Source organism: Sphingobacterium sp. InxBP1 (assembly GCF_026191775.1).
Lineage (GTDB): Bacteria > Bacteroidota > Bacteroidia > Sphingobacteriales > Sphingobacteriaceae > Sphingobacterium > Sphingobacterium thalpophilum.
On the sequence record NZ_JAINDX010000034.1, the window covers coordinates 1 to 25840 of the forward strand.

The window sequence follows — 25840 nt, forward strand, 5'->3', positions numbered from 1 at the left end:
CACAACCTTGCCAAGGTTGGGGTCGCGAGTTCGAATCTCGTTTTTCGCTCACCTGCCTAGGTGGTGGAACTGGTAGACACGCAGGACTTAAAATCCTGTTCGCCCTAAAGCGAGTGCGGGTTCGATTCCCGCCCTAGGTACAAGAAAGCTCATCATCAGGTGGGCTTTTCTTGTTTTATATTATTGCATACAATACTACTCCGAAAACCAAGCTCAGCAGAATGAGTGGCAGCATTCCTATCCGGTATCTGAATAACAGCAGAAGCGATAGCATTACCCAACATAAGGCTGCCCAATCCACATCCGACAACAAAATCTCTCCTTTAGGAAATAAAATACTTGTTCCCAGATAACAGGCTAAATTGACGATTACACCGACAACCGATGCGGTGACCAACGAGAGCACGTACTGGATAGCCAAACTTTTTTGTGACCGTTCCATTAAGGGTGCACCTACAAAGATCAATGCAAAATTGGGCAGGAAAGTAAAATAAGCGGTCGCCAAGAGTCCGATGGATGCCATTGCATAGGAATGGCCAAAGTAGTTGAACCCCGCCATAAATCCTACATATGCCAATACGATCACCAGAGGTCCGGGAGTGGTTTCGGCCAGCGCAAAACCATCGATCATCTGTGCTTTTGAAAGCCACAAAAGTTTCTCCGTCACTACATGTGCCACAAAAGGGATGACCGTATATGACCCTCCAATTGTCAGATAGGCTGATTTGGTAAACAAAAAAGACAAGGACTGCCAGAACCGCGCATCCGGCATTAACAAAAGTAAAAATGCAAAAGGCCCCAGCCATAGCATGAAAAATATAAACAACTGAAAGGCGATCTTTCGAATACTGGCGGGCGGCACACTTTGCAAAGAGTTGACAGGATATTGGCTTTCCATAACATCCTTCCCGGAGTCTACAGGCTGGGGCTGTGCGCCTGTTATCTTGAAGAAATAGGCTACCAGACCTAAGATGATCACCCCCAAGATAATCCACGGCATTGGAACTTCTGCCAGATAACTAAGTAAAAATGCCGCTAAGGCAACGCTGTAATGCCATAAGCTGGATAAAGACTTGCGTCCCACCTGATAAGTGGCAAATAATATAATGGCAAGGACAGCCGGTTTCAATCCCGAAAATAAAGCACTTAGAAAAGTGGAATGGCCAAAATACACATAGATTAACGAAAGCCCGAATATGATCAGTAAAGAAGGCATAATAAAAAATAAGCCAGCCAAGATGCCGCCCCTGAGGCCATGCAGTTTCCAGCCCAGATAAATACTGAGCTGATGAGCCTCGGGTCCGGGCAGTAACATGCACGTATTGAGGGCCTGAAAAAATTTTTTGCTGCTAACCCACCTCTTCTTGTCGACCAAAAAATCGTGCATGATGGTAATATGCCCGGTCGTACCGCCAAAGCTTATCCAGCCCAAGACAAACCAAAACCGGACGGCTTCTTTAAAGTTTGGTATAAGCGGTTTATCGTCTTGACACGGTTTATTATTTTCCAACAAATTCTCCGTTTTATCGTTCACATAAGTTTGGTATGGCCAAACTGCAGCTCTCTGCTGCAGTTTCGTGATAACATAAAAAAAGCGATATATTGAAAATATCTCGCTTTTTAAATCAGAAAAAAATCCTGACAGTTTTACTTCTGGTCTAAAATGGTGACTTCTACGCGTCTGTTTTTCTGACGGCCTTCAGGAGTTTTATTATCCCCCACAGGATTTGACTGTCCGAATCCTTTTGCTGTAATTCGGGATTCCTGCACCCCTGAATCAACTAAAAATTTCTTCACTGACGCGGCTCTTTTTTCAGACAGCCACTGGTTATATTCAACTGTACCAGTCGCATCCGTATAGCCGTCCACCTTAATTTTGTTATTGTTCTCTTTCAATATCAAGGCCAGCTTGCTTACTTCACTTTTCGCTTTTTCAGAAAGATAAGAAGAATTTGTCGGGAACAACAAATCAGATGAAATACTGAACTTGATTCCTTCATCTGTTCTTTTAGCATCATTAAAGTCTTTTTTTACGTTTTTCAAGCCATCATCCGTTCCATCTTTGGTCACAACAGCACCGGGATTAACCACGATCGCCTGCTGTTTACAGGAAAATAACGATAAGCTTGCACATATGGCTAATACTCCCCAATTATTTTTTCTAAGCATCGTTCTTAACGTATATATTATCGATTTAAGTACTGTAAATATAAGGAAAAAAGTCCAAAAACATGTCCCTATCCTCAGTTATATCGTAACAAATCTATTTCTTCACATAAACAGTTTCCAGTGTTTTCCTGATCTCCGGAATCTGCTCATACAGCTTCCAAATCATACCTGAATGCGCATTCTCAAGCATCACCGCAATTGTAGCCTGGTTACGCGCACGGTAGCTTTCAGAAACATCATTATTTTTAAGATCTATCCATGCCCTAAAACCGTATTGCGTAAACAGCACATCTGCATACTCTTCATAAAACTTGCGTAAGGCTTTTAAACCTATTTCCTTTTCGAAAGGATAAGAAGCTATTGCTATAGCCGGGTTGACCAGATATCCCTGATAGCTATTATTGGCTTGTTCCACCCCCCAGATATCAGTAAACCTTGTGCCGATGTTCAGCTCATTATCCCGTCTTTTATAGGCTAGTATATAATCGGACAGATATTTCTTGTAGTCCACAAAGTTATCCGCTTTTCCGGTAGGATTCATAACTAGAAAAGGTCTGTATACCGACATAAGGGATTCGGTCAGGTTACCTCCAGCAATACTTTTCGCAAAAATCACCTTGTCGTCCGCATAAATCGAAGTACCAGTCGTACCTGCATTTCCCATTAAGGGATTAGTGCTCGATGGTTGAGTTAGTGAATCATTTGGGTTCACTTTTAGCTCGGGTGCCAATAGCCCGAGAGAATCCACAAAATCCAGCGAATCGACGTGTCTGGTGGCGAATCCATTCATATAAGCCGACGGTGCTAAGGGATGTGTAGGAGAAGACATCGCCAGAATGTAGGTACTCAAGCTCTCATTGAAACCGCCCAAAGGCTGGGCTCGCGAAGTACTATCAATAGGCGACCATTTGTTCCACAGCACGTCCGGATTAGCCGTACCGGTAAAATAATTCCAATTTATTCGTTTCCAAAGCTCAGTAATGGTATTTCTCAGCTCCCTCTCCTGGCGATCCTCCTTGGAGAAATACTCCCTGGCTATCAATAAAGATTCCATCAAATGTGAAGTTGCACGCACATCGTAAGTTGGAATTGAATCACGATAATAAGGTATACCGTGCCTTCCGTCATAGTATGCAGTAAAGATTCCCTGATGATTCTGGGCAGCATTCAGGAATTTAACCATGCGGGAGAGGCGTGACAGTAAAGCTTGTCTAGACATCAATTTATTCTCGCAGGCTACCAACAGTCCCAATACTGCATAGGCAGTTTCATTTGTTGAAACGATAGCCTGCCTGTTCCCCCTATCGGGAAGATACATACCGCTGTTTACATCATAATTATCGATAAAATAGTTAACATGAGCATCCCGGATAAACGTAAGCATCTCGGCGTCGGTACCCTTTCTGGTCTGTATTTCCTTTACATCCGAGAACGGTGATTCGACGTAATTATAATCCACCCACGCAATTTTATAATAATAGCTTTTATTATACTCGTTGACTCTATCCAGGCATTTCTGGACATAAATCGGCAGGATGGCGATCGGCTGAAAATTCTCCCTGTCTTCCGAACGGTAGATTTTCACATAGCGGATACTCGGCGTCAGCGGCAACTGCCAGACGAGTTCAACCTGCTTATCGACAGCAGCTACCTTCGATAAAATAGCTGCCGATGACAGCTTTACTTTCGGATAGTTTTTGGGCAGAAATTCAATTTGGTCAATAAAAAGCTGATGCGTAATTGTAGCGTTGCCATTTTGTTCCAACAGTAGGGCCGACACCGCCCTGCCCACTCCTATACCTTCAAACTTGGTGACGGGAATCGAGACGTTGAGCCATGTGTCATAGGAAAAATCATCGATATAAGGCGCTAGGTCCAAAGCCGCGGTACGTACGTCGCCTTGTTGCAGAGACACCTTAGGCAGCTGTCCTTTTTCGGTATTGCTCTGAATAAACAATTTAAAGGTCAAATGATCATCTTTCGCAATCATATACTGAAATTTCTGTTTATCATTCAGTATACTGGCTTCCCATTTGCCGTTGGGCGAGGAGACATAACGCAGCGAAAGTGAATTACCCGGAGTAAAAAACAGACTATCGGAAATGGGTAAACTGTGCCCCACATTCTGTATCCAGGATTCACCGGTATAATGTGCTATGCTTTTGGCATAGCTACCATTAATAATACTGTTGTCAAAGAGCACTTCTGGATAGCTTTCTGACCGCGCCAATAAAGGTGAAATCAATAGGAAAAGAAAGTAAAAGTATTTATTCAGCATAAGTCAACATTTTTCACAGGCCTACCATCAAAAACTAAGCCACCACTATGATTATAATACAAATGTAACAAAGGATTTCCAATGATATTGTACGCTCAAATTTTAATTTCGGAAAAAATGCGCTAAATTAGCCCCCTAAATATTTTCATAAAATAGATATATGAAAACTACGTTTGATTTTGAAAAGCCGATTGCAGATTTGCAATTGCAAATTGAAAAGGTGACACAAGTTGCCGAGAAAACTCAGGTAGACATGAGTGCGACTATTCGTGAGCTTGAGGAAAAACTTGCTTCTACGGAAAAAGAAATATATAGCAATTTAACTGGATGGCAGAATGTGCAAATGTCACGCCATCCGGACCGCCCCCAGACATACGACTATATCGAAGCCATCTGTGATGAATTTGTCGAACTGCATGGCGACAGGACGGTCAAAGACGATAAAGCTATTGTCGGGGGAATGGCTTCCATCGATGGTAATGCCGTCATGATTATTGGACACCAAAAAGGAAAAAACACCAAAGAGCGCCAGTACCATAATTTTGGAATGGCAAATCCGGAAGGTTATCGAAAAGCCCTACGTCTGATGAAGATGGCCGAGAAATTCAATAAACCGGTCATCACTCTTATTGACACCATGGGAGCTTATCCCGGATTGGAAGCTGAAGAACGTGGACAAGGTGAAGCTATCGCCCGCAACTTAATGGAGATGTCTGTACTGAAAGTTCCTATTATCTGTGTTGTAATAGGCGAGGGCGCTTCTGGTGGTGCTCTGGGCATTGGCGTGGGTAACCGTGTCTATATGATGGAGCACACGTGGTATTCGGTTATTTCACCTGAATCATGCTCTTCCATCCTTTGGCGCAGTTGGGATCATAAAGAAAAAGCTGCAGAGGCACTGAAGTTGACTGCTCATGACATGTTGGGGAATGGATTGATCGATGGGATTATTCCTGAACCCTTAGGTGGCGCACATCAGGATCCTGCAAAAGCTGCAAGCAATTTAAAAGAACAATTGTTAAGAGACTTGGCAGAGCTGACCGCTAAAGATAGCGATACCCTTATCAAAGAGCGGATCGACAAGTTCAGCAATATGGGTGTTGTGACAGAATAAGATTTTTCTCAACGCCAAAGATATTGAGAAAGCCGGCATTACATCGCCGGCTTTTTTGTGCGTAATATACATAATCCTCCAAAACATTGTAGCTTGAACTGCAGAGAAGAAGTATTCACTTCATTCTTCAATACCGATGTGACGAAACAAAAAATTAACGAAGTAATTTTTAATCTGTTATAATTTATACATACAAAAAAAGCTAAAAACATTTGGAGGGCATAATAACTTTTCATACCTTTGCATCACTTTCAAAAAAGGAAAGGATTCCGTAGCTCAGCTGGTAGAGCAATACACTTTTAATGTATGGGTCCTGGGTTCGAGTCCCAGCGGGATCACTAAAAAGGCTAATCATTTGATTAGCCTTTTTTATTTCTGTTTTTCATATTGATGAGAAAGCATTATCAGTACTTGTGACCGCGGAAATTCATTTGACCCACGGCAATACAACTCCCATCAACTTTGCTGTCTCCCTTCCTTGAATGTTAATCGGCCGAAGTTCGACCGGATGTCTGCTTGCGGATAAACCCGCTCTTCCCTACAGCTGTGCCAAACCACCGTTAAGTTTCTTGTTAGAAGCCTTCCTAAGGCACCTACCGACCTTATGTTACCGCCCATAAATACGAGAACAGACTCCTCCAGACATATAATTTGTTTATTAAAGTGGAATCACGACGAAAATTAACAGGAGAAGAAAACCTAAACTCTATTTGAATGTTATCTAGGACGAGTACCAAATGCTTCTGTTTTCAGAAAATATTTCTTATGGGTCGTAACAACCTATATATATTCGTACAGTATTTGTCTAAATAAAATTCAATGCGATGGAAAAAATCACTGCTAAAGCCAGTATTCAGATTCGAAAACCTATTCACGAAGTTTTTGAAGCAATTGTAGACCCCAATAAAATGAGTCACTATTTTATTAAAGGTTCCACTGGACGACTGGAAACCGGGAGAACCGTCCAATGGACGTTTCCCGAATTCCCCGACAGTTTCCCAGTAACGGGGAAGACCATCGAGGCTGATTCTTATATTTCGTTTGACTGGAGCGGGGGCACTGCTGGCCAGCTGGTCGAAATCCACTTGTCTACTTATGGCGATAGCGCTACGGTTGTCAAAATTACGGAGCATGAAATGAACAATGACCAGGATGGTATTTTGATCATGATGAGGCAGACGGAAGGCTGGGCAAATTTTCTGGCCTGTCTCAAAGCTTATCTAGAATACGGTATTAATCTAAGGACCGGTGCCTTCGATTTTATGTTTCAACAATCGTAAGACGATGCACTCATATTCTTGCAAAAAATTCTAGATTGAAAATAAACAAACTGCTTATACAAATAATGGTGTCGATGATTGTATCGGCACTTTAACAGATCGGGGCAAAAAAAATGGATTGCATACAGCTGGACAACTTGATGAGTGAAATTGATGAGTAGAGCTGTCAGCGGTTATGCGCCATACCACCGAGTTTCTCGAATGAAAATATACACGCATCAAAAACTAGAAGCAGATTATGGCAAATAGCATTTCGACAATTGACGAATATATCAATCAATTCGAAGGTGAGAAGAAAAATTACCTTATAAAGATCCGACGGCTTCTTGCCGAGGTGGTACCTGATTCGGCAACAGAGACCATCTCTTATCAGATGCCCACATTTCGATTTCATGGTAATCTGATCCATTTTGCAATGAATAAACAGCATCTCGGCCTGTATCCGGGTCCGGAGGCTATTGCACATTTTGCGGAGCAGTTAAGAGCATTCAAAACGTCTAAAGGCGCCATACAGATTCCAATAGATCAGCCTGTTCCCGAAACTATTATCCGGGCTATTGTAGCGTTCAATGTTGAAAAGTTAAACAATAAGCAGGGACCAAATTGGCACAAAAGCCGTGGGGAATGGCAGAATGCAGAAGAACTGATGCAGCAGATCATACAAAAGATGCCCTTGAAAAAAGAGTTTAAATGGGGCAGCTACGTCTATACGTACAAGGGAAAGAACGTTATTGGCTGGGGCGGCTTCAAACATTTCTTTTCTCTGTGGTTTTATAACGGCGTTTTTCTGATGGACAAAGAAAGGGTTCTGATCAATGCGTCGGAAGGGAAAACCAAAGCACTCCGGCAATGGCGCTTTAAAGACGTAAGCCAAATGGACAGTGCCAAAATCGAAAACTATATCCTGGAATCCATTCAGACGATTGAACAAGGTAAAGAGCTTAAACCAGTCAAGACCCCTGTAAAACCACCTTCGGGGATATTGCTAGACATGCTAGAAGCTGATTATGAACTGTATCAACAGTTTAAATCACTTAGCGCTGGGAGGCAAAAAGAGTATATCGAGTATATCGATGATGCTAAACAGCAAAAAACCAAATTATCCCGGCTAGAAAAAATAAAACCACTGATTCTTGCCAATAAAGGGCTGAATGATAAATATAGATAATGAGATTTTCTAAAAATAGCGTTCATGAAAAATTCAATTATTCCCTCTATCTGGTTTGACCAAAATGCCCAAGAGGCTTTTAACTTATACTGCCAGGTTTTCCCGAACAGCCACTGCCAAAGCACCTCTTCTATCGTGGTTGAAGCCGAATTAAACGGTATCCGGTTTATCGGTATCAACGGCGGCCCGATGTTTAAACCTAATCCCTCGATCTCCTTTATGGTGATCTGCGAATCAAAAGAAGAAATAGACCGTGTCTGGGATGCTTTTTCCCGAGGTGGCCATATTCTGATGCCACTCGACAGTTACCCTTGGAGTTCATACTATGGCTGGTTAGCAGACAAGTATGGTGTTAACTGGCAACTCAATCAAGGTAAACTGAGCGATACGAACCAACAGGCGATTGTCCCTACACTGATGTACTGCGGTGCTCACCAAGGTAAATGCGAAGCCGCGCTCCATTTTTTTGAAGATCTATTTAAGGATTTTCAGAGCAACGGTATCTTACGCTACCCTGAAGGAGAATTTAAAGGCTCGGTCCAGCATACTCAATTCGTTGTCAATGGCTTCACGCTTATGGCGATGGATAGTGGGGTCAAGCAGGACTTTACCTTTACGGAAGGCGTTTCGATGACCATCCTCTGTAAGGATCAGGAGGAAATAGATTATTATTGGGACAAAATCACACAGCAGGGAAACGAAAGTCGCTGTGGATGGTGCAAAGACCAGTTTGGTATAAGCTGGCAAATTGTACCAGAACAGATCGCAGATTATCTTCAGCAACCCGGAGCCGTTGAAGCATTAATGAAAATGAACAAGATTCTGATCAAAGACCTTTTGAAATGATCCAATTTAGGTGTGAGGTGAGGTCGGCCCGTCTAACAACGAGATCCTTGTCGCACATGCGCAAAGAAACCGTTCACCTCTTTGCACATGTGCGCGATTGTGATCTTTCTAAGCGTTGACCTGCAGGGCCAGTGCGTATAATTTCATCTGCTTGATCATCGACAGCAGTCCGTTTGCACGGGTTGGTGATAAATGTTCTTTTAGACCGATCTGATCAACAAAGTATAGCTCAGCCTCCACAATTTCTTTGGGCGTATGTCCTGACAACACTTTTACCATAAGACTCACAAGCCCTTTTGTAATAATGGCATCGCTATCCGCAGTGAAATATACTTTGCCATCTTTCATTTCAGGATATAACCACACCTTGGATTGGCATCCTTTGATAATATATTCATCTGTCTTATATTGTTCATCAATCAAAGGGACTTCTTTACCCAGCTGGATGATGTATTCATATTTTTCCATCCAGTCGGTATAGAAAGCAAAATCTTCAATTAACTCATCTTGTATCTCATTAATAGTCATAACTACTTTTATTAAACTAACATATTTACGGCACGCTGAATGCCTGCTACCAAGATATCTATATCTTCTTTCGTATTATAAAGGGCCAAAGAAACCCGGATTGTTCCCGGAATGCCAAAGCGGTCCATTACCGGCTGTGCGCAGTGGTGACCAGTGCGTACAGCAATACCCAGTTTATCCAAAATTACCCCCACGTCATAGGGATGGGTGCCCTCTATGATAAAGGAGATCACCGAACATTTTTGATCTGCGGTACCTATAAAACGTATTCCCGGAATCTGGCTTAATTTTTCTTGTGTGTAGGCCAGCAGTTCGTGTTCATAGGCCTCGATATGTGCTAAACCAATCGAGCTGATATAATCGATGGCTTCATTCAGACATATGCCCGCTTCGATATTGGGGGTACCGGCTTCAAATTTAAAAGGAAGTTCGTTGTAAGTCGTTTTTTCAAAAGTGACATCTTTAATCATATCACCGCCACCCTGATAGGGAGGCATGGCATTCAGCAATTCCTCTTTGCCATACAATACTCCGACTCCAGTAGGTCCGTACATTTTATGTCCCGAAAATGCCAAAAAGTCCACGTCCAGATCCTGCACATCCACCTGGATATGCTGTATAGCCTGAGCTGCATCCACCAGTACGACCGCTCCATGTGCGTGGGCAATCGAAATCATCTCTTTGACAGGATTAATGGTACCTAATGCGTTAGAAACATAGGTTACCGCCACAAGCTTGGTCCGTTCGTTAAACAGTCCACGATAGGCATCCATATCCAATTCGCCCTTATCATTCATCGGGATAACACGGATCTTGCAACCTTTTTCATCACATAGCATCTGCCAAGGTACGATATTGGAATGGTGTTCCATGGCGGAAAGGATAATTTCTTCGCCTTCTTGGATAAAAGCTCCGCCATAACAAGTTGCCACCAGATTGATACTATCTGTGGTGCCTTTGGTAATGATCACCTGTCTGTCCTCCGGCGCATTGATGAAAAACTGAATCTTCCTACGGGTTACCTCAAAAGCATCTGTTGAAATCTGACTTAAATAATGAACACCGCGATGCACATTACTATTCATATCGCTATAATAATGCGCTATCGAATTGATAACGGATACAGGTTTCTGCGTCGTGGCACCATTGTCCAAGTAGACCAGGGGCTTACCATTTACCTCTTTTTTTAAAATCGGGAAATCTGCACGTATTTTATCTATATTATATGTTTCCAAAGCAGTCTAAATAATTTATACAAAGTTAATAGTATTTTATCGAATACAGGACCGGCAATCTGTTTTTTATGTCATTATCAAGTATTCCTTTGGCATTGTCCGTAAATATGGCCAAATAACATCAGACAAGTTTTTTTCAGCATCACTTACTATCCATCTTTTGCCGATAAAATATACTCGAATGCATGCTGTAACAGCTTTGTCATAAACACTGAACGCGTGCAATTATCCATAAAATACGCCATCTCTTGCGATTTTTCACAATTCTATTGTCCTTATATAATTTATTGACGCTATTTAGTTACCTTTGTATTAATATGCAAGAATTACCTCTAAATATACCCGAAGGGTCACGTAAAGAAGTGATGGCCTACTTGGAACCGTTCATGTTGAATGAGATGAGCGAATACCTGAAGCCTGTTGAAGAAATGTGGCAACCTGCTGATTTTCTTCCAGATGCTTCGAGGGATACGTTTTTTGAGGAAATAAGAGATTTACAGGAAAGTGCTAAGGAACTTCCATATGATTTAGTTGCAGTATTAATAGGTGACACGATAACAGAGGAGGCTCTGCCAACTTACGAGTCCTGGCTGACGATGGTTGAAGATGTTGACAAAAATGAACAGGGCGGTTGGATGAAGTGGGTGCGTGCGTGGACTGCAGAAGAAAATCGGCATGGCGACCTATTAAATAAATACCTTTATTTATCCGGAAGAATAGATATGCGTCAGTTCGAAATTTCTACGCAATATCTTATTCAGGATGGATTTGATATTGGTACAGGAGCAGATCCTTACCGCAATTTTATTTATACCTCTTTTCAGGAATTGGCGACTAATGTGTCACACCGTCGAGTTGCTGGGCTTTCTAAAAAAAGTGGAGACAAGTTGCTAGCAAAGATGTGCGGTGTCATTGCTTCTGATGAAGCCCGTCATGCCAAAGCCTATATGTCCTTCATATCGAAAGCGATAACAGTTGACCCGAGTGAAGTCATGATTGCATTTGAAGATATGATGCGCAAGAAAATCGTGATGCCAGCACAGTTTTTGAGAGAATCCGGCGAGCCTCAGGGTGAGGCATTTGCCCATTTTTCAGATGCTGCACAGAGACTCGGAGTCTATACAGCCCTCGATTACGTGGATATCCTAAAAGAACTAAACAATGAATGGAAAATTGATCAAGTGTCAGGCCTAAATGATAAAGGAGAGAAAGCGAGAGACTACCTTCTCAAACTGCCGGACCGCCTTACAAGGTTGGCTGATCGGATGAAGATCCCGGAAAAAGAATATAAATTCAAATGGATTTATGGCTAAATAAAAAAAGCTTGATTTTAGTCAAGCTTTTTTTATTTAGCCATTGTGAATATTCTTCCTTTTCGCAAGTATCCTTTTTTAACCTTAATGGAATTTTGCGTAATACTTCCCTATTTGACGTTACCCATTAGTTTACGTACGACCGGCGATAAAGCGATAAGGACGACACCTGCTATCAACGAATATAAACCCAGTTGCTTGTAACTTTCTGTATAGGTTGTCAAGTTATCAGCCAGGGAGCTGCCTTCTTTTGTCTCGGCCATACTCGCGCCGATCAAGCCAGCAACGTACTGACCGTAGGCACTGGCCAAAAACCACATCCCCATCATAATTCCTTGCAATTTTGCTGGAGACAGTTTAGTCATGATAGAAAGTCCGATTGGAGAAAGGCAAAGCTCACCTACCGTAATTACCAATAGCGCGAGTGTAAAGATATCCAATGACGTCATTCCATCGTGGGCAAACAACCGTGTCGCAAAAAGCACATAATAGCCCAAACCTAAGAAAACAAATCCGAGACCAAACTTGATAATTGTATTCGGTTCAAGTTTCCGCTTCGCCAACCAGATCCAAAATAGTCCAAACAAAGGGGCTAAGGCAATAATAAATAACGCGCCGCCCGAGTTGTTCACGCCATTGGGATCGAGGGTCACTACCCCCAACAGGGAATCGTTCAGGTGCTTGGCAGCAAAAATACTCAAGGAACCGCCGCTCTGCTCATATATTCCCCAGAAAATAATTGAAAACAGAATAAATACGAGCGCCGCAACCAATTTGTTACGCTCTTCGCGATTCACTTTTGACATTTCATAGAAGAGGTACAGCAGCGTCAACGGCCCAATGGTGTACATGAAATAATCGGTATATTGCGTCTTTGACACCATAATCTGTATAACAGGTATAAAGAGCAATGTAAGCCCATATACAGCGTATTCCACCCATCGAGGTAACGCCTTAGTTTTCACGATAGCTTCTGGATCTCCCGGTTGCAGACCAATAGGGCCAAGATGTTTTTTGGTAAAGTGAAAATTAACCAAACTGATCAGCATACCCACTGCAGCTAAGCCGAACGCTACATTCCAGCGATGCGCTTCTGAAATGATCGAAGTCAGCATATAACCTTTTCCAATAGCCACGCAAACGTAGCCTCCTAAGAAGGCACCCAGGTTTATTCCGGCATAGAACAAGGAGAAACCACCGTCCCGCCGATTATCACCTTCCCGGTACAGTTCACCCACCATCGTTGAAATATTTGGTTTAAAAAAACCCGTACCAATGATGATAAACGAAAGGCCAAAGAAAAAATACTGATGTGGATCTGTAGCTAGAAAAAGGCTACCTACGATCATTAATAATCCCCCCCAAAATAGCGATTTTCGAAAACCTAAAATCTTATCGGCAAACAGGCCGCCGATAAATGTAAATGCATATACGAATGCCTGTGTCGCACCATACTGAAGATTAGCCTCTTTTTCAGCAAAATTCAGCTGTGAAATCATAAAGAATACCAACATCCCTCGCATGCCATAAAAGCAAAATCTTTCCCACATTTCCGAGAAAAACAGGTTCCAGATTTGTTTTGGATATTTTCCTTCAAAATTTTGAATCTCTTCTAACGACTCGCGTTTACTCGCCTCCATAGTTAATTTTATATTAATCAAAAAAGCTTCTTTCGCAAAAGAAGCTTGTATAGTTTACTATTTAATTCCGTGCATCAATCTTTTGATCAAAGGATTGAACAGCATAACGAGCAATCCGGCCAGGGCGGGAATTGCTGTAAACAAGAAGAAAAAGTGGCTTAAAGAATACTCTTGCTGAATAGCTTCCACCTGGCCTCCCAAAACTGCCGCCACCTTCTGAGCAATGGCAATAGCGAGGTACCATATTCCAAACATAAAAGCTAGCATCCGTGCTGGAACCAACTTGGATACATACGATAAGCCCACAGGAGAAATAAATAATTCGCCCAACGTATGGAAGAGGTAGGTCATTACCAGAAATACCATAGAGATTTTTGTACCCGGCGCGATACCCCAGGAGCCTAAACCAATGATCAGAAATCCGATAGCAACCAGAATTAATCCAAAGCCATATTTGAACGCTGCAGAGGGATTATATTTAGATTCCCAGATTTTAGATATGGTAGAGGCTAGCGCAATAATAAAAAAGGAGTTGAGGATGGAGAACCAAGATACCTTGATCTCAGACGCCTCTTTATTAAACTCTTTGTAAAGCATCCAGATCGCTGCGCCCCAGATCAGTGCAAAGCAGACAAATAAAACGATATTCGATAATGCAATTTTATTCCAGGTCACGCGCGCCAGTTTTACCAATACCCATGTAATAATAGATAGGGGCACAATGGTCAATAAGCCATTGACTACGTTGAATGTTGTCAATGCTGTTCCGGTAAGGGCCCGGTCAATATTGTCACGCGCAACCAAAACCAAAGATGTGGCTCCCTGTTCAAAACTCATAAAGAAAAAAATCAGAAAAAAAGCCAACAGCACCACCGCAAACATCCGATCACGGACTACTTTTTCATACCGCAAAATTCGGGATACGAACAGATAAATGAATAGCACTAAAGCGATGATTACCATCAGATATTGTCCTCTTAAAAAGGAGGTATCTAATCGGGAAAAGACATCGATTATCCCATTTTTTGACAAAGGATCATTAAATGCATATACAAAACCAATGATGGATACTATACCTATAAGAATGTAGTCCCGCAGCGTAAAAGGATTTTTAGTATCGGTATCCTCGATCAGCTCTTTACTCTCTTTTGCTACCAAATTGCCTGCTGCCACTTTGTCCAACACGCCCAGGTTCCCCATAAGTGGTTTAGCAAATGCAAATTGCAGAGTGCCTAAAAACATAAATATACCAGCTAGTCCAAAGCCCCAGTGCCAGCCATAAGTTTCGGCGATATAACCACACAGCATCATGCCAAAGAAAGCTCCGGCATTCACCCCCATATAAAATATAGTATATGCACCATCTTTCTTTTCCGGTAGATCTTTATACATTTCACCTAATATTGAAGGCATATTGGGCTTGAAAAAACCTGTACCAACGACGAGGCAGACGAGTCCTAAAAAAAACATGATGGCTGTATCGAAAGCCATAGCTGCATGTCCCAAGGTCATGATAAGCGCTCCGATAATTACTGCCTTTCGGGATCCGATATATTTATCGGCAATGATCCCCCCGAGAATCGGTGTCAGATAGAGCATCATGGCATAGGTTCCGTATAGTGCACCAGCCTGTTGTGCGGTCCAAGCCCAGCCTGAGAAAGGGCTTCCGTGAATCACTGCTGCGGTTAAAAATTGTATTAGTAAAACGCGCATGCCATAGAACGAAAACCGTTCCCACATCTCTGTAAAGAATAGCACGAACAGGCCTGAGCGCTGTCCGAGTACATTCGATTTAAAAAAATCGTTCGACGGGATTGTTGTTGCTTCCCCGTTTAATCTCCCCATAAGTAGTCAACCTTTATTTTTTTTTAAAATACTTACAAAGAAACAAAAACAAAATCACTTTTGACCAAAATAAAGTTGCATAAACAAAAAAAGGCAATCCGTTGGATCGCCTTTTAAGTAACAATTTTAATATGCCCTATCTTTTGTGCAATTGCTCGTAAAGGTCGATGACCTTTTTTTGAAGTTCAATCACTTCAGTATCGCGCTGCTGCAACTTCTGCGTTAGTGCATTTACCTCGTTGACATACTCTTTATCTTCTTCCGAATCGGAGGTCGATAATAGTTGAACAACTGTCAAATTGAATAATTTTGAAATTTGATTTAGGCGAGACAGATTGACATCTGTAATTCCTGTTTCAATTTTAGAAAATGCTGGGATTGAGATATCCAATCGCTTTGCAACATCTTCTTGGCTCCACCCTTTTTGGTGTCTAAGTAATCTAATTTTTTTTCCTAATGCGTTCATCTGGTAGATATTTTAAACAAAAATAGCAAACAAAAATAGCATTTAAAAATTAATTTACATTAAATTATATTTTTTTCCTTAAAAATCCCGAAAAAAACGATCTGCGAGCACTGAGAGGTTAACCCCATTATAATTATTTAAACTCATAAGCAGTAAATTGTAACCCCTAGATTTAACGCCATCCAGAAAGGAGTAAAGTCCATCCAAACTTACAACAACCTCTAAATCAGGATTGTTAAAACTTTTCTTAATATTTTCAGGTACACTTTCCACATCTTTATTCAGCTCCTTACAGGAGTTGATATTGACATAGACCACAGATACATCCGACTCTTTCATAGAGTCTGCGTATTGTAACAAAAATGACGAGTCTAAACTATCATAAGAGTTTAATTCGATAATTGTGACCAGTTTCTGATTAGGAAATTGCTCTTTAACCGCATGAATACTAGACTTGACCTTATCCGCATTACATGCATAATCCTGGTAGACCACAGACCCCTCTGAGCTTGCTACAAACTCCAAATAGCGGATAGATGTATTGAAGCTTTTGATGGCCTCAAAAAAATCTTTCTTCTTGATGCCCAGCCATTCGCAAACAGTATAAGCACCTGCAATATTGGATAAATTGTGCTTTCCAAATACCTGTAGCGGCACGTCTCCTTCAGGTGTATTGATATAGGTAATTCCCTTATTGATTGTATACTCCGGAATTTTATATCCATGTCTGTTGATCTTACAGTCTTTGGTGTCCTGCAGGACCTTTTGTAGCACAGCATCTTCCTTGTTGTAGATTAATGTACCTTTAGAGGGGATGGTGTCGATAAAATCTTCAAATTGCTGAATATAGTCTTCTTTTGATAATTTCGAATTATACTCATTCCAAACGATGCCAGAAATCAATGCAATATTTGGTTTATAGTATAAAAACTTGGACTTAGGGTCGATTTTGGAGGACACATACTCATCTCCTTCGATAATGATTACCTTGTTGTGTTTGGTAATATCGACCAGCCTGTCGAAGCCGCGTAACTGTGCACCGACCAGATAGTCAAACTCCTTGCCTAAATAACGCATGACATGCATGACCATACTTGCAATCGTCGTTTTACCATAACTACCGGCAATGACTACACGGATTTTATCCTGTGAAAGTTCTTGAACAAATTCTGGGAAAGAATAGATTTTAAGCGCCAGATCCTGCGCTTTCTTTAACTCGGGATTATCTGCCTGGGCGTGGGCGCCCAAAATCACGGCATCGATATCATCAGTTACTCTTTCTTCAAACCATCCGAGCTGATCCGGCAATAAGCCCGCTTCAATCAAATGAGACCGTGAAGGTTCTACGATCTGGTCGTCGGATCCCGTAACCTGATGCCCTTGCTTGGCCAATGAAATTGCAAGGTTGTGCATCACACTTCCGCCTATCGCTATAAAATGAATACGCATAGCTCTATTACCGTTTCACAAACTTGGCTGCACACCAATTATTTAAAACTTTTTTGGAGACAAACTCAAAGCCCAAAGATTGTGCTGCCTCCAGCAACATAGGCAAATCTTCCTGCTCATAAAAACCGCTCAGATACAATGCTCCATTGTGCTGTATACTGTGCGCATACTGAGGCAATTGTTCCAACAGAATATTCCGATTAATATTTGCCAGAATACTATCGAACGACCTGCCCTCCAAAACTTCATACGAGCCACAAAGGGGCTCGATATTATCCACCTGGTTCAGCACACTATTTTCACGCACACTATCGACACAGATCTCGTCATAGTCTACCGCTAATATGGGGTTAGCACCTTTTTTTGATGCCAGTATCGCTAAGATACCTGTTCCACAGCCCATATCCAGAACTGCCTTACCCTCAAACTCATCCTCAAGAATGTACTGCAACATCATCGAAGTAGTCTGATGGTGACCTGTCCCGAAAGACATCTTTGGATCAATAATTATTTCATAGGGAAAATCAGGCTTCGTGTCATGAAAAGTTGCCCGTACATAACACTGTTCACCAACTTCAATGGGATTAAAATTACTTTCCCAAAGCTTGTTCCAATTCTGATTTTCAATTTCGCTGACTTTATAGTTCACCTCAATTCCTTCGTCAAGATTGAGCATCAACGTTTCTAAAGCTTGCAAATCTAGATTTGCAGCCGGGATATAGGCTGCAAATCCAGATTCGGTATCTTCAAAAGTATCAAAACCAATGTCCGCCAAATCTGCTATCAACAGATCTTTTTGCCATTCTTCACCAGATAGCATTTGAAAGATAACCTCCAGGTATTTCATTTTTTTAAATTAGCCGTTAAACACTTTGGCAATATCTATAAAATCTCGCGATTTCAAAGAAGCACCACCAATGAGACCACCGTCGATATCCGCCTGTGCAAATAAATCTTTTGCATTTCCCGGATTGCATGATCCACCATATAGTACACTTGTATTATCTGCGGTCTCCTGCCCGTATTTTTCAGCGATAACTTTACGAATAAATGCATGGACTTCCTGTGCCTGTTCAGGGCTCGCTGTAAGTCCGGTACCAATCGCCCAGACCGGTTCATATGCTAAAACGATCGCTTCAAAAGCCTCTTTGGATAAGTGAAACAATCCATCTGCCAATTGTGTTTTAATTACGGTAAAGAAATCGCCGGACTCGCGTTCTTCTTTTGTTTCGCCAACACAGAAAATTGGTGTCAGGTCATGCTTAAGTGCAGCATCAACTTTAGTCGCTAACAATGCATCTGTCTCTCCGAAATATGCGCGTCTCTCCGAATGCCCCAAAATTACATGTGAAGCCCCAACTGATTTAACCTGTGCTGCAGACACCTCGCCTGTATAGGCTCCAGACTCCGCTTGATGAATATTTTGCGCGCCGATATTCACATTAGCAATATTTTTCGATAATTGTCCAAGGCTTGACAAATGAATAAATGGGCTACACACGACCAATTGTTGATTGCCAATCACCTCATCTTTGGCCATATTGATAATCTCGGAAAACAGACTTAGTCCAGACTGATAGTCCAGATTCATTTTCCAATTACCAGCTACGATTTTTTTACGCATGATTTTTACGATTTAATGATATTTCTGTTAAGTTGATTCAATTCCCTTTTGATCTGTTCTGGAAGCTTCTGCCCTTTTGATTTGTATAACTCTTCCAGATACTCCATGCATTTGTCCAAGCGATAGGGCTGCACATCGCCATCGAACGCCCATGCAAATGACGGTACAAATTTAGCATAAAAACTTGTATCTGCCAGCATACTTGCCATACCAATTACTGTCCCCGTATTTAGAGCTGAATTTATCCCCAGCCTTGAATAGTCACCGATAAAAGCGCCACATTTGAGGAGACCGGTGTCGCGAAAGGCTTCTTGCTTATAGTCATAAATCGACACCGTTTTGAGATTGTTTTTCAGATTCGAATTGGAGGTGCCAGCGCCAAGGTTGCACCAGTCGCCGACAACCGAACAGCCCAGATAGCCATGATGCCCTTTGGCAGAGAAGTCGCCGATGACCGAATTACCGACCTCACCGCCCACTACACTCTGTTTGCCAACGGAAACATTACCATAAATTGTAGCCCCCATCTTTACAACGGCTCCTTGTCCAAGATATAGAGGTCCACGTAAACGGGCTCCTTCCATAATAGTGACTCCTTCGTCAATATAGATTGGCCCATCCATCGCATTGAGAGTAGCACACTCCATAGATACATCTGCGCCAATAGAAAAGGCTGTACCGAGCAATTGATTGGTCGATGACACTAGAGGTTGCACCTGTTCTTCGACCAGCAGGCCGAAGTCGCTTCTAATTTCAGCTCCCACTGTCAAGAATAGGTCTTCGACCCCTTGTAGAAGACTGACCCTTACCGGCAAATCGCGGAGGGAGTAATCGCCTTTGACGCTATAGCGAACAGCCACAGCCTGCCCTTCCTGTTGCAGGACATCACCGGCAGCCATTCCTTGGATAACCTTGAGTAATGGTACGGAGGGAACAACATTCGCTGAAACCCAGATTAAACCCTCTTCGCCTCTGCTATCTCCAACGCATATCAGCTCAAGTGCTAGTTTAGACGCCAGCTTAATCCACTTCTCTTTGAGCGTAAGAATTCCTACACGCAAGTCTAAACAGGATTTGATAAAGGTAAACGGATATAAACTCTTTTTATCAAAAAAAGCTACTGGGTGGCTAAGTTTGCCCAATGGCTGAACAGTCTCTGAGCTGTCTACAAAAAAGATTTTCACAAAATAAAAGTAATAAAAAAAACCCGACAAATCATATTTATCGAGTTCTTGATATTGTAATATACAGATCTGCTACAATTATTTCTTGTTGTAACGGTTGCGGAATTTATCGATACGACCAGCTGTATCAACCAATTTCATCTTACCTGTATAGAAAGGGTGTGATGTATGAGAAATCTCTAATTTTACAACTGGGTACTCATTACCATCTTCCCATTGAATAGTTTCTTTGGTTTCAACACAAGATTTGGTAAGAAAAGCATAGTCATTTGACATATCTTTAAATACAACTAATCTGTAATTTGAAGGGTGCAAATCTTTTTTCATTATTATTATGATTACGTATATTCAATTATTGAGGTGCAAAGATAACTTATAAAAATGTAACTTGCAACAGTTATTCAGAATAATTCAGGGAATTTTTCCACACTTTGAGTTACCGGCATCAACTGCGTACAAATGTAACAATCTTTATTAATCTCCCAAGAATTATTTTGTTCTCCAACTTTTTTTCATTAATTTAACTTACTACAATTAAATCGTTTACATAATTATGAGCAAATTAGATGAAAAAATCGCAGCATACACTGCAGAGTCCAAAAAATTAGGTTTATCATTGGATGAAGCCTTTATTGCCAAAGTAACAAGGGCGTTCGGACCTTCCATTTATAACCCAGATTCGGAGACTATCGCCGCTTCAGATCCCGATGAACTTAATCGTGTCAAACAAAATTTCTTAATTAAAAAATTGGGGCTAAAAGATGGGCCGGATTTAGACAAAGCGTTGGAAGAGGTGATCGCAGCCATTGGTAAATCCAATAAAAATAAGTACCGTGTATTGGTATACGCATTATTGGCAAAAAAATTCAAAAAAGAATCTGTTTACCAATAAGCATAGACACTTCTACAATCCAACTTCTATCCAAAGACCAATTCCCCAAAGAACTGAGGCAAATGGAAATTAGGAGTTGGATTGTCTATTTTGCTCCAGGATAAAAAATGCGGATTTTTTAACTTATCACCACATTTATAGAAATTACCATGCACTTTCCTACCTTTCAGATCACCTGAATTGCTAAGCTTTAGAACGGCAAATGGAACAAGTTGGATCATGCTCCAATGCTTCTTTTCACCATGACGCTCAATCATGGAAAATGTTCGCACAGACCCGATTTCGTCGGCACTCAGTCTATTCCGGGTCGACTTGTCTGCGGATCCATAACCGATGAGACCTGTACCAATCAGATTAAATTCAATGTTGTAATAGGTTTTCCCCTCATCAAATGAAATAAAAAACTCTACACAGCTATCTTCCCAGACATTTTGGTTCATTTCGGAATAATTTCCACGCATCTGCTCTTCTTCTACATCAAACTGCAATAGAAATGCGTCCTCCGTGTATCCGATCCTGAACCGTACGCATGGCTGATAGGGATAGGATTCGCTCCAGTTGCAATAGGATAAGGTATTCCACTCCAGATTTTCAACAAGCGCTGACAACTGGTAGAAATCCTCCTTACCGGGCAGGTTTGAGAGGATCGGAAGGATAGTCAGTTTATTCATAAATTTAAAGGTATAAAATCGCTAAATAGAATCAAAGATTACTTTGCGCATAAACTCTTCATTCTTCTCCATTTCCTCAACTAACTTCAATTGTGTGTTGGTACGCACCAAATTATGCTCATCATATCTGGTTTTATAATAATGGTCCCCTTCCAGATAGTCGGTCAAGAAACGTACACCCTGCATATAAGGCAATAAAAATGCACCGTCAACCAATGTTTCCTTCTCCAGGGTGGTCAAAAATGCGTTTGCTTCTTCCAGGTACCCTTCGGCATACGCTTTATATAAACCCAGATTGAGCACAACCTTGGAAACATCTTTTTCATCTTCCGCAACAGGGTTAATAATGGTTCGGATCGCATCTCCAAAATCATAGGCTACATATCCGGGCATTACCGTATCCAGGTCGATTACACATTGCATTTTGTCATGGATATCCAGAAGCACATTATTAAACTTGGTATCGTTATGTGTAATCCGCACAGGCAATGCGCCTTTGTTTCCCAGATCCAGAATTGTTTTCATCCGTCCTTCGCGGCTAAAGATAAAATCTAATTTGTCCTTCACCGCGTCGACGCGCTGACAGACATCCGTTTCGATGGCCTTCCTGAGGTTGTCGAGCCTGAATTCTATATTGTGAAAATTGGGAAGTACTTCAACGATCTGAGATGCATCCAAGTCAGAAAGCTGTTTCTGAAACAGTCCAAAAGCACGCCCGCCCTCTGCTGCCTGCACCTCTGTCTCCACAATATCGTAGCTCTTTGTATCTTCAATCAGAATAAACATGCGCCAGTAGTTGCCCTGGCTATCTTTTGTATATAATTTTCCTTCTACTGTCGGAATGATCGTCAGCACATGATCCGTCACCCTCTTTCCTTGGGCAACTTTTACCTTCTTACTCAGATGCTTGGTCACAATCGCTATATTATGCATCAAGCCATCCACATTTGGAAAAACATGATGGTTAATTCGCTGCAATAAATAGGATATGCCGTTATTGACAGAACTTACTACACGATACGTATCATTGATATGACCGGAACCAAAAGGCTGTACTGAAATGATATCTCCTTCTAACGTAAATTGTTTTGCTGCGCTCTCTACTACTAATTGGTTAAAATCAGACATTAAACTATGTTTTTTAAATCATCAATGTGCCTGCAATATCACAAATTGAATTAATAAATGATAATTTTTATTTCAATCAAACGATTGCATGAAATTAAATAATTTTAGACAATCGTTTGCACTTTCATTTATAGGAAATGAAATAATATATTTGTTGATAAGAGCCAGTCGCTTAGACGGTTTTACGGCGTTAAATAACTAATATACAACTCCTCATATCTCAAAACAATGGATAGAAGAAATTTCATTAAATCAACGGCCATCACTACGGCTGGAATCGGTGTCCTGTCAAGCACAGATCTTTTTGCCCAGACAACTGGAAAGATTAAAATCGGTTTCATTGGAGTCGGCCTTCGCGGACGTAACCATGTTCAGATAGCCTTAAATAGAGACGATTTAGAAATTGTAGCCATATGTGATACGCAAGAAGAATCTCTTGCGCAGTGTCGCAAACAATTCAATGCGAAGGGCACCAAACTACCTAAAGAATATACCGGCGGCGTAGATGCCTACAAAAAAATGCTGAGCAATGAAAAGCTAGATGCTGTCATCATCGCTACGCCTTGGCAGTTTCATAAAGACCAAGCTATTGATTCGATGAAAGCAGGCCTGTATGTTGGCTGCGAAGTAATCGCGGGTCTAACAGTGCAAGATCACTGGGATGTCGTCAAAGCATCAGAAGAAACCGGAAAGCCTTACATGACGCTAGAAAATGTTGCTTTTCGCCGTGACGTACTTGCCGTATTAAATATGCACAGACAAGGACTTTTCGGTGAATTATTGCACCTCGAAGGGGGCTACCAGCACGACCTGCGAGAAGTGCTATTCAATGATGGAAAGAACTACTACGGTCACGGTGTGGAATACGGGCCAAAGGCGATTTCTGAAGCTCAATGGCGCACACAATTTAACATCGACCAAGACGGCGACCTATACCCTACGCACGGCTTAGGCCCGATCATGCAATTTGTAGATATCAACAAAGGCAATAGATTCACACACTTAACCTCTTACTCCAGCAAAGCACGTGGTTTGGCGGCCTATGTAAATAAAGTTTCGCCGGGCCATCCAAACAGCAAAATCGATTACAAAAACGGAGATATCACGCAGACGATGCTTCAGTGTGCCAACGGAGAGACGATGTTGCTGACACACGATACCCACCTGCCAAGACCCTATTCTATCGGCTTCCGTGTGCAAGGAACGGAGGGCATCTGGATGGACGTTGCCAAAGGCATCCATATCGAAGGCAAATCTAAGCCGCATACATGGGATCCAGCAGATGAATGGGTAAAAAAATACGATCACCCAATCTGGAAAAAATATGAAGAACTAGCGACAGGATCCGGTCACGGCGGTATGGACTGGTTTGTGTTCAATGCGTTCATTCAAGCTGTTAAGCAAAAGGTACAAACGCCTATTGACGTATACGACTCTGTCACCATGAGTGCTGTATTTCCGCTTTCTACTGAATCCATCAAGAAGGGTAACAAAACGCTCGAGTTTCCGGACTTTACCAGAGGGAAATGGAAAACTAAAAAGAACACGTTTATGCTGGATGACAGCGGTATGTAATTTCAAAAATTTATCCCCAATAAAAGAAGCTGTATCTCACAAAGATGCAGCTTCTTTGCTTTATAAAGCGATTATTCTACGATTTAGACTGTCTTTTTCTTAAATTAGCATTAGTAAACAACTTTCAACACATTATGCTCACTGAAGCAATTATAATCCTCATACTGATTATCCTAAACGGGGTACTGTCCGCATCCGAAATTTCTATCGTGTCCAGCAGAAAAGCGCGGCTGCAGGCCGAAAGCGATAAAAATAATCCAGCCGCGAAAATCGCTCTCCATCTGAAAGAGTCGCCCAACAGTTTTCTTTCGACAGTACAAATAGGGATCACCCTGATTGGCATTCTAACAGGATTCTTTTCGGGCGGCAGTATTTCAGCCTATCTCATTGAAATCTTCAACAAATCGAGCATCATTGCCCCCTACAGCCAGCAATTAGCCGTCATTTTGGTCGTGCTCGTTATCACTTACTTTTCCCTGGTGCTTGGTGAACTGGTCCCGAAACGTATCGGTATGGCTATCCCCGAAAAATACGCCATGTTTATCGCCTACCCAATGAACCTGCTTAGCAAGATCGTCAGACCCTTTGTCTGGCTTTTAAGCGCATCCACGGAGTTTATTGTCAAGATCCTGAACATTAAAAGCACAGGTAACAGCGTAACAGAAGAGGAGATAAAAGCGCTGGTCGACGAAGGTGTAGACAGTGGCGTGATCGAAGGTATTGAGCATGACATTGTTGACCGTCTTCTAAGCCTGGGAGACAAGAAAGCCATTAACCTGATGACTCACCGCAAAAATATCGTATTCTTGGACCTAGAGGACTCCTTTGAAGAAAACAGACAGGTAATCCTGAATAACGATCACTCGATCTATCCCGTCTGTGAAGGTGGTCTGGACAATATTAAGGGGGTAGTTCATGTCAAGTCTTTGCTACGGCAGTGCCTAGAGAACAAACCGTTTAATCTTCAGGAGGTGCTGCTTCCGATAAAATTTGTCAACGAATTCAGTTCTTCTTATAGCATCATGAACATATTGCGCACATCCAAGGTGCATCAAGCTGTGGTCATAGATGAATATGGTTCGCCCCAAGGCATCATTACACTACGTGATATCGTCGGCGATTTGGTGGGAAATATTACGGAAAGTGACATCAGTATACGTCCCTCCATACGGCAGCTTGAAAGTGGAGACTATGTCGTGGATGGACAGTATCAGATCGAAGATCTTTTTGACGAATTTGAGGTAGGTCTTTCCGAGGAAGATGAAGATGACATCAACAACGTCACGACCGTGGGCGGCCTAGTATTTTTATTACTGGATCATGTTCCGGAAGAAGGAGAGCGTGTACGTTTTAAAAATTTGGTGTTGGAGGTACTGGACATGGACGGCAACCGCATAGACAAGCTGTTACTGAAAATAGAAGAGTAACAAACCAC

Annotated in this window: 23 protein-coding genes and 2 tRNA genes; 10 read left to right on the plus strand and 15 right to left on the minus strand. The window is 41.8% G+C overall.

Going from position 1 to position 25840, the window contains the following annotated elements; translation table 11 throughout:
* Positions 1-54: 54 nt before the first annotated feature.
* A tRNA-Leu gene (locus K7A41_RS00605) sits at positions 55-140 on the plus strand.
* 35 nt (positions 141-175) lie between these two features.
* Here the strand turns inward: K7A41_RS00605 and chrA are convergent.
* From chrA to K7A41_RS00620, 3 genes are all read right to left on the minus strand, one after another.
* Positions 176-1534: a chromate efflux transporter gene (chrA, locus tag K7A41_RS00610; protein ID WP_265712163.1), complete on the minus strand. Its 1359-nt coding sequence runs from the start codon at positions 1532-1534 to the stop codon at positions 176-178.
* Positions 1535-1647: 113 nt separating this feature from the next.
* A complete protein-coding gene (locus K7A41_RS00615; protein ID WP_028071336.1) occupies positions 1648-2169 on the minus strand; it encodes an OmpA family protein in 522 nt (173 codons plus the stop codon).
* Positions 2170-2263: 94 nt separating this feature from the next.
* The gene (locus tag K7A41_RS00620; RefSeq protein ID WP_265712164.1) at positions 2264-4447 is read right to left on the minus strand and encodes a glucoamylase family protein; all 2184 of its coding nucleotides are present in this window, start codon (positions 4445-4447) and stop codon (positions 2264-2266) included.
* A 160-nt stretch (positions 4448-4607) separates the two neighbouring features.
* On the opposite strand from K7A41_RS00620, the gene K7A41_RS00625 reads away from it, so the two are divergent.
* The 5 genes from K7A41_RS00625 to K7A41_RS00645 all read left to right on the plus strand — a co-directional run bounded on the left by K7A41_RS00625 (position 4608) and on the right by K7A41_RS00645 (position 8855).
* Positions 4608-5561, plus strand: a complete 954-nt coding sequence (locus tag K7A41_RS00625) for an acetyl-CoA carboxylase carboxyltransferase subunit alpha (protein ID WP_265712165.1) — start codon at positions 4608-4610, stop codon at positions 5559-5561.
* Between the two features lie 265 nt (positions 5562-5826).
* Positions 5827-5899, plus strand: a tRNA-Lys gene (locus K7A41_RS00630).
* Between the two features lie 486 nt (positions 5900-6385).
* Positions 6386-6841, plus strand: coding sequence for an SRPBCC domain-containing protein (locus tag K7A41_RS00635; protein ID WP_265712166.1), 456 nt, complete (start codon positions 6386-6388; stop codon positions 6839-6841).
* Positions 6842-7079: 238 nt separating this feature from the next.
* Positions 7080-8009: a DUF1801 domain-containing protein gene (locus tag K7A41_RS00640; protein ID WP_265712167.1), complete on the plus strand. Its 930-nt coding sequence runs from the start codon at positions 7080-7082 to the stop codon at positions 8007-8009.
* A 24-nt stretch (positions 8010-8033) separates the two neighbouring features.
* On the plus strand, positions 8034-8855 hold the full coding sequence (locus K7A41_RS00645) for a VOC family protein (protein WP_265712168.1): 822 nt from the start codon (positions 8034-8036) through the stop codon (positions 8853-8855).
* A 108-nt stretch (positions 8856-8963) separates the two neighbouring features.
* Here the strand turns inward: K7A41_RS00645 and K7A41_RS00650 are convergent, their stop codons facing one another.
* Complete coding sequence (locus K7A41_RS00650) at positions 8964-9383, minus strand: SufE family protein (RefSeq protein ID WP_265712169.1); 420 nt, start codon at positions 9381-9383, stop codon at positions 8964-8966.
* 11 nt (positions 9384-9394) lie between these two features.
* Positions 9395-10618, minus strand: a complete 1224-nt coding sequence (locus K7A41_RS00655) for a cysteine desulfurase (protein WP_265712170.1) — start codon at positions 10616-10618, stop codon at positions 9395-9397.
* A gap of 317 nt (positions 10619-10935) precedes the next feature.
* Here K7A41_RS00655 and K7A41_RS00660 point away from each other — a divergent pair, with 317 nt between their 5' ends.
* Positions 10936-11931, plus strand: coding sequence for an acyl-ACP desaturase (locus tag K7A41_RS00660; protein ID WP_265712171.1), 996 nt, complete (start codon positions 10936-10938; stop codon positions 11929-11931).
* A 110-nt stretch (positions 11932-12041) separates the two neighbouring features.
* Here the strand turns inward: K7A41_RS00660 and K7A41_RS00665 are convergent, their stop codons facing one another.
* The 8 genes from K7A41_RS00665 to K7A41_RS00700 form a co-directional block, all read right to left on the minus strand.
* Positions 12042-13571, minus strand: a complete 1530-nt coding sequence (locus K7A41_RS00665) for a peptide MFS transporter (protein ID WP_265712172.1) — start codon at positions 13569-13571, stop codon at positions 12042-12044.
* A 57-nt stretch (positions 13572-13628) separates the two neighbouring features.
* Positions 13629-15416, minus strand: a complete 1788-nt coding sequence (locus K7A41_RS00670; RefSeq protein WP_265712173.1) for a peptide MFS transporter — start codon at positions 15414-15416, stop codon at positions 13629-13631.
* Positions 15417-15552: 136 nt separating this feature from the next.
* Positions 15553-15882, minus strand: a complete 330-nt coding sequence (locus tag K7A41_RS00675; protein WP_028071325.1) for a helix-turn-helix domain-containing protein — start codon at positions 15880-15882, stop codon at positions 15553-15555.
* 78 nt (positions 15883-15960) lie between these two features.
* Complete coding sequence (locus K7A41_RS00680) at positions 15961-17331, minus strand: Mur ligase domain-containing protein (RefSeq protein WP_028071324.1); 1371 nt, start codon at positions 17329-17331, stop codon at positions 15961-15963.
* A gap of 7 nt (positions 17332-17338) precedes the next feature.
* Positions 17339-18178, minus strand: coding sequence for a 50S ribosomal protein L11 methyltransferase (gene prmA / locus K7A41_RS00685; RefSeq protein WP_265712174.1), 840 nt, complete (start codon positions 18176-18178; stop codon positions 17339-17341).
* Between the two features lie 9 nt (positions 18179-18187).
* Complete coding sequence (tpiA, locus tag K7A41_RS00690) at positions 18188-18955, minus strand: triose-phosphate isomerase (protein WP_265712175.1); 768 nt, start codon at positions 18953-18955, stop codon at positions 18188-18190.
* A 5-nt stretch (positions 18956-18960) separates the two neighbouring features.
* Positions 18961-20139 carry a putative sugar nucleotidyl transferase gene (locus K7A41_RS00695; protein WP_265712176.1) on the minus strand — a complete coding sequence of 393 codons (1179 nt, stop codon included), beginning with the start codon at positions 20137-20139 and terminating at the stop codon, positions 18961-18963.
* 78 nt (positions 20140-20217) lie between these two features.
* Entirely contained in the window at positions 20218-20466 is a 249-nt protein-coding gene (locus K7A41_RS00700; protein WP_028071321.1) for a type B 50S ribosomal protein L31, read from the minus strand.
* 226 nt (positions 20467-20692) lie between these two features.
* Here K7A41_RS00700 and K7A41_RS00705 point away from each other — a divergent pair, with 226 nt between their 5' ends.
* Positions 20693-21031, plus strand: coding sequence for a DUF2853 family protein (locus K7A41_RS00705; protein WP_265712177.1), 339 nt, complete (start codon positions 20693-20695; stop codon positions 21029-21031).
* 26 nt (positions 21032-21057) lie between these two features.
* On the opposite strand, the gene K7A41_RS00710 is transcribed toward K7A41_RS00705, so the two are convergent.
* Both K7A41_RS00710 and K7A41_RS00715 read right to left on the minus strand, forming a co-directional pair.
* Positions 21058-21702, minus strand: coding sequence for a carbohydrate-binding family 9-like protein (locus K7A41_RS00710; protein ID WP_265712178.1), 645 nt, complete (start codon positions 21700-21702; stop codon positions 21058-21060).
* Between the two features lie 21 nt (positions 21703-21723).
* Positions 21724-22830 (minus strand): phosphotransferase enzyme family protein, encoded by a 1107-nt coding sequence (locus K7A41_RS00715; RefSeq protein WP_265712179.1) that lies wholly within the window; start codon positions 22828-22830, stop codon positions 21724-21726.
* A gap of 228 nt (positions 22831-23058) precedes the next feature.
* On the opposite strand from K7A41_RS00715, the gene K7A41_RS00720 reads away from it, so the two are divergent.
* Together K7A41_RS00720 and K7A41_RS00725 are read left to right on the plus strand one after the other, a co-directional pair.
* Positions 23059-24405: a Gfo/Idh/MocA family protein gene (locus K7A41_RS00720; protein WP_028071317.1), complete on the plus strand. Its 1347-nt coding sequence runs from the start codon at positions 23059-23061 to the stop codon at positions 24403-24405.
* A gap of 134 nt (positions 24406-24539) precedes the next feature.
* Entirely contained in the window at positions 24540-25832 is a 1293-nt protein-coding gene (locus tag K7A41_RS00725) for a hemolysin family protein (RefSeq protein WP_265712180.1), read from the plus strand.
* Positions 25833-25840 lie beyond the last annotated feature (8 nt).

Bases quoted from the DNA above. Each gene is read 5' to 3' on its own strand.
- K7A41_RS00710 (WP_265712178.1), bottom strand. From the start codon at position 21,702: ATGAATAAACTGACTATCCTTCCGATCCTCTCAAACCTGCCCGGTAAG.
- K7A41_RS00645 (WP_265712168.1), top strand. From the start codon at position 8,034: ATGAAAAATTCAATTATTCCCTCTATCTGGTTTGACCAAAATGCCCAA.
- K7A41_RS00635 (WP_265712166.1), top strand. From the start codon at position 6,386: ATGGAAAAAATCACTGCTAAAGCCAGTATTCAGATTCGAAAACCTATT.
- K7A41_RS00725 (WP_265712180.1), top strand. From the start codon at position 24,540: ATGCTCACTGAAGCAATTATAATCCTCATACTGATTATCCTAAACGGG.
- K7A41_RS00665 (WP_265712172.1), bottom strand. From the start codon at position 13,571: ATGGAGGCGAGTAAACGCGAGTCGTTAGAAGAGATTCAAAATTTTGAA.
- K7A41_RS00660 (WP_265712171.1), top strand. From the start codon at position 10,936: ATGCAAGAATTACCTCTAAATATACCCGAAGGGTCACGTAAAGAAGTG.
- K7A41_RS00675 (WP_028071325.1), bottom strand. From the start codon at position 15,882: ATGAACGCATTAGGAAAAAAAATTAGATTACTTAGACACCAAAAAGGG.
- prmA (WP_265712174.1), bottom strand. From the start codon at position 18,178: ATGAAATACCTGGAGGTTATCTTTCAAATGCTATCTGGTGAAGAATGG.
- tpiA (WP_265712175.1), bottom strand. From the start codon at position 18,955: ATGCGTAAAAAAATCGTAGCTGGTAATTGGAAAATGAATCTGGACTAT.
- K7A41_RS00715 (WP_265712179.1), bottom strand. From the start codon at position 22,830: ATGTCTGATTTTAACCAATTAGTAGTAGAGAGCGCAGCAAAACAATTT.
- K7A41_RS00720 (WP_028071317.1), top strand. From the start codon at position 23,059: ATGGATAGAAGAAATTTCATTAAATCAACGGCCATCACTACGGCTGGA.
- K7A41_RS00680 (WP_028071324.1), bottom strand. From the start codon at position 17,331: ATGCGTATTCATTTTATAGCGATAGGCGGAAGTGTGATGCACAACCTT.
- K7A41_RS00620 (WP_265712164.1), bottom strand. From the start codon at position 4,447: ATGCTGAATAAATACTTTTACTTTCTTTTCCTATTGATTTCACCTTTA.
- K7A41_RS00650 (WP_265712169.1), bottom strand. From the start codon at position 9,383: ATGACTATTAATGAGATACAAGATGAGTTAATTGAAGATTTTGCTTTC.
- K7A41_RS00615 (WP_028071336.1), bottom strand. From the start codon at position 2,169: ATGCTTAGAAAAAATAATTGGGGAGTATTAGCCATATGTGCAAGCTTA.
- K7A41_RS00700 (WP_028071321.1), bottom strand. From the start codon at position 20,466: ATGAAAAAAGATTTGCACCCTTCAAATTACAGATTAGTTGTATTTAAA.
- K7A41_RS00705 (WP_265712177.1), top strand. From the start codon at position 20,693: ATGAGCAAATTAGATGAAAAAATCGCAGCATACACTGCAGAGTCCAAA.
- K7A41_RS00670 (WP_265712173.1), bottom strand. From the start codon at position 15,416: ATGGGGAGATTAAACGGGGAAGCAACAACAATCCCGTCGAACGATTTT.
- K7A41_RS00640 (WP_265712167.1), top strand. From the start codon at position 7,080: ATGGCAAATAGCATTTCGACAATTGACGAATATATCAATCAATTCGAA.
- K7A41_RS00625 (WP_265712165.1), top strand. From the start codon at position 4,608: ATGAAAACTACGTTTGATTTTGAAAAGCCGATTGCAGATTTGCAATTG.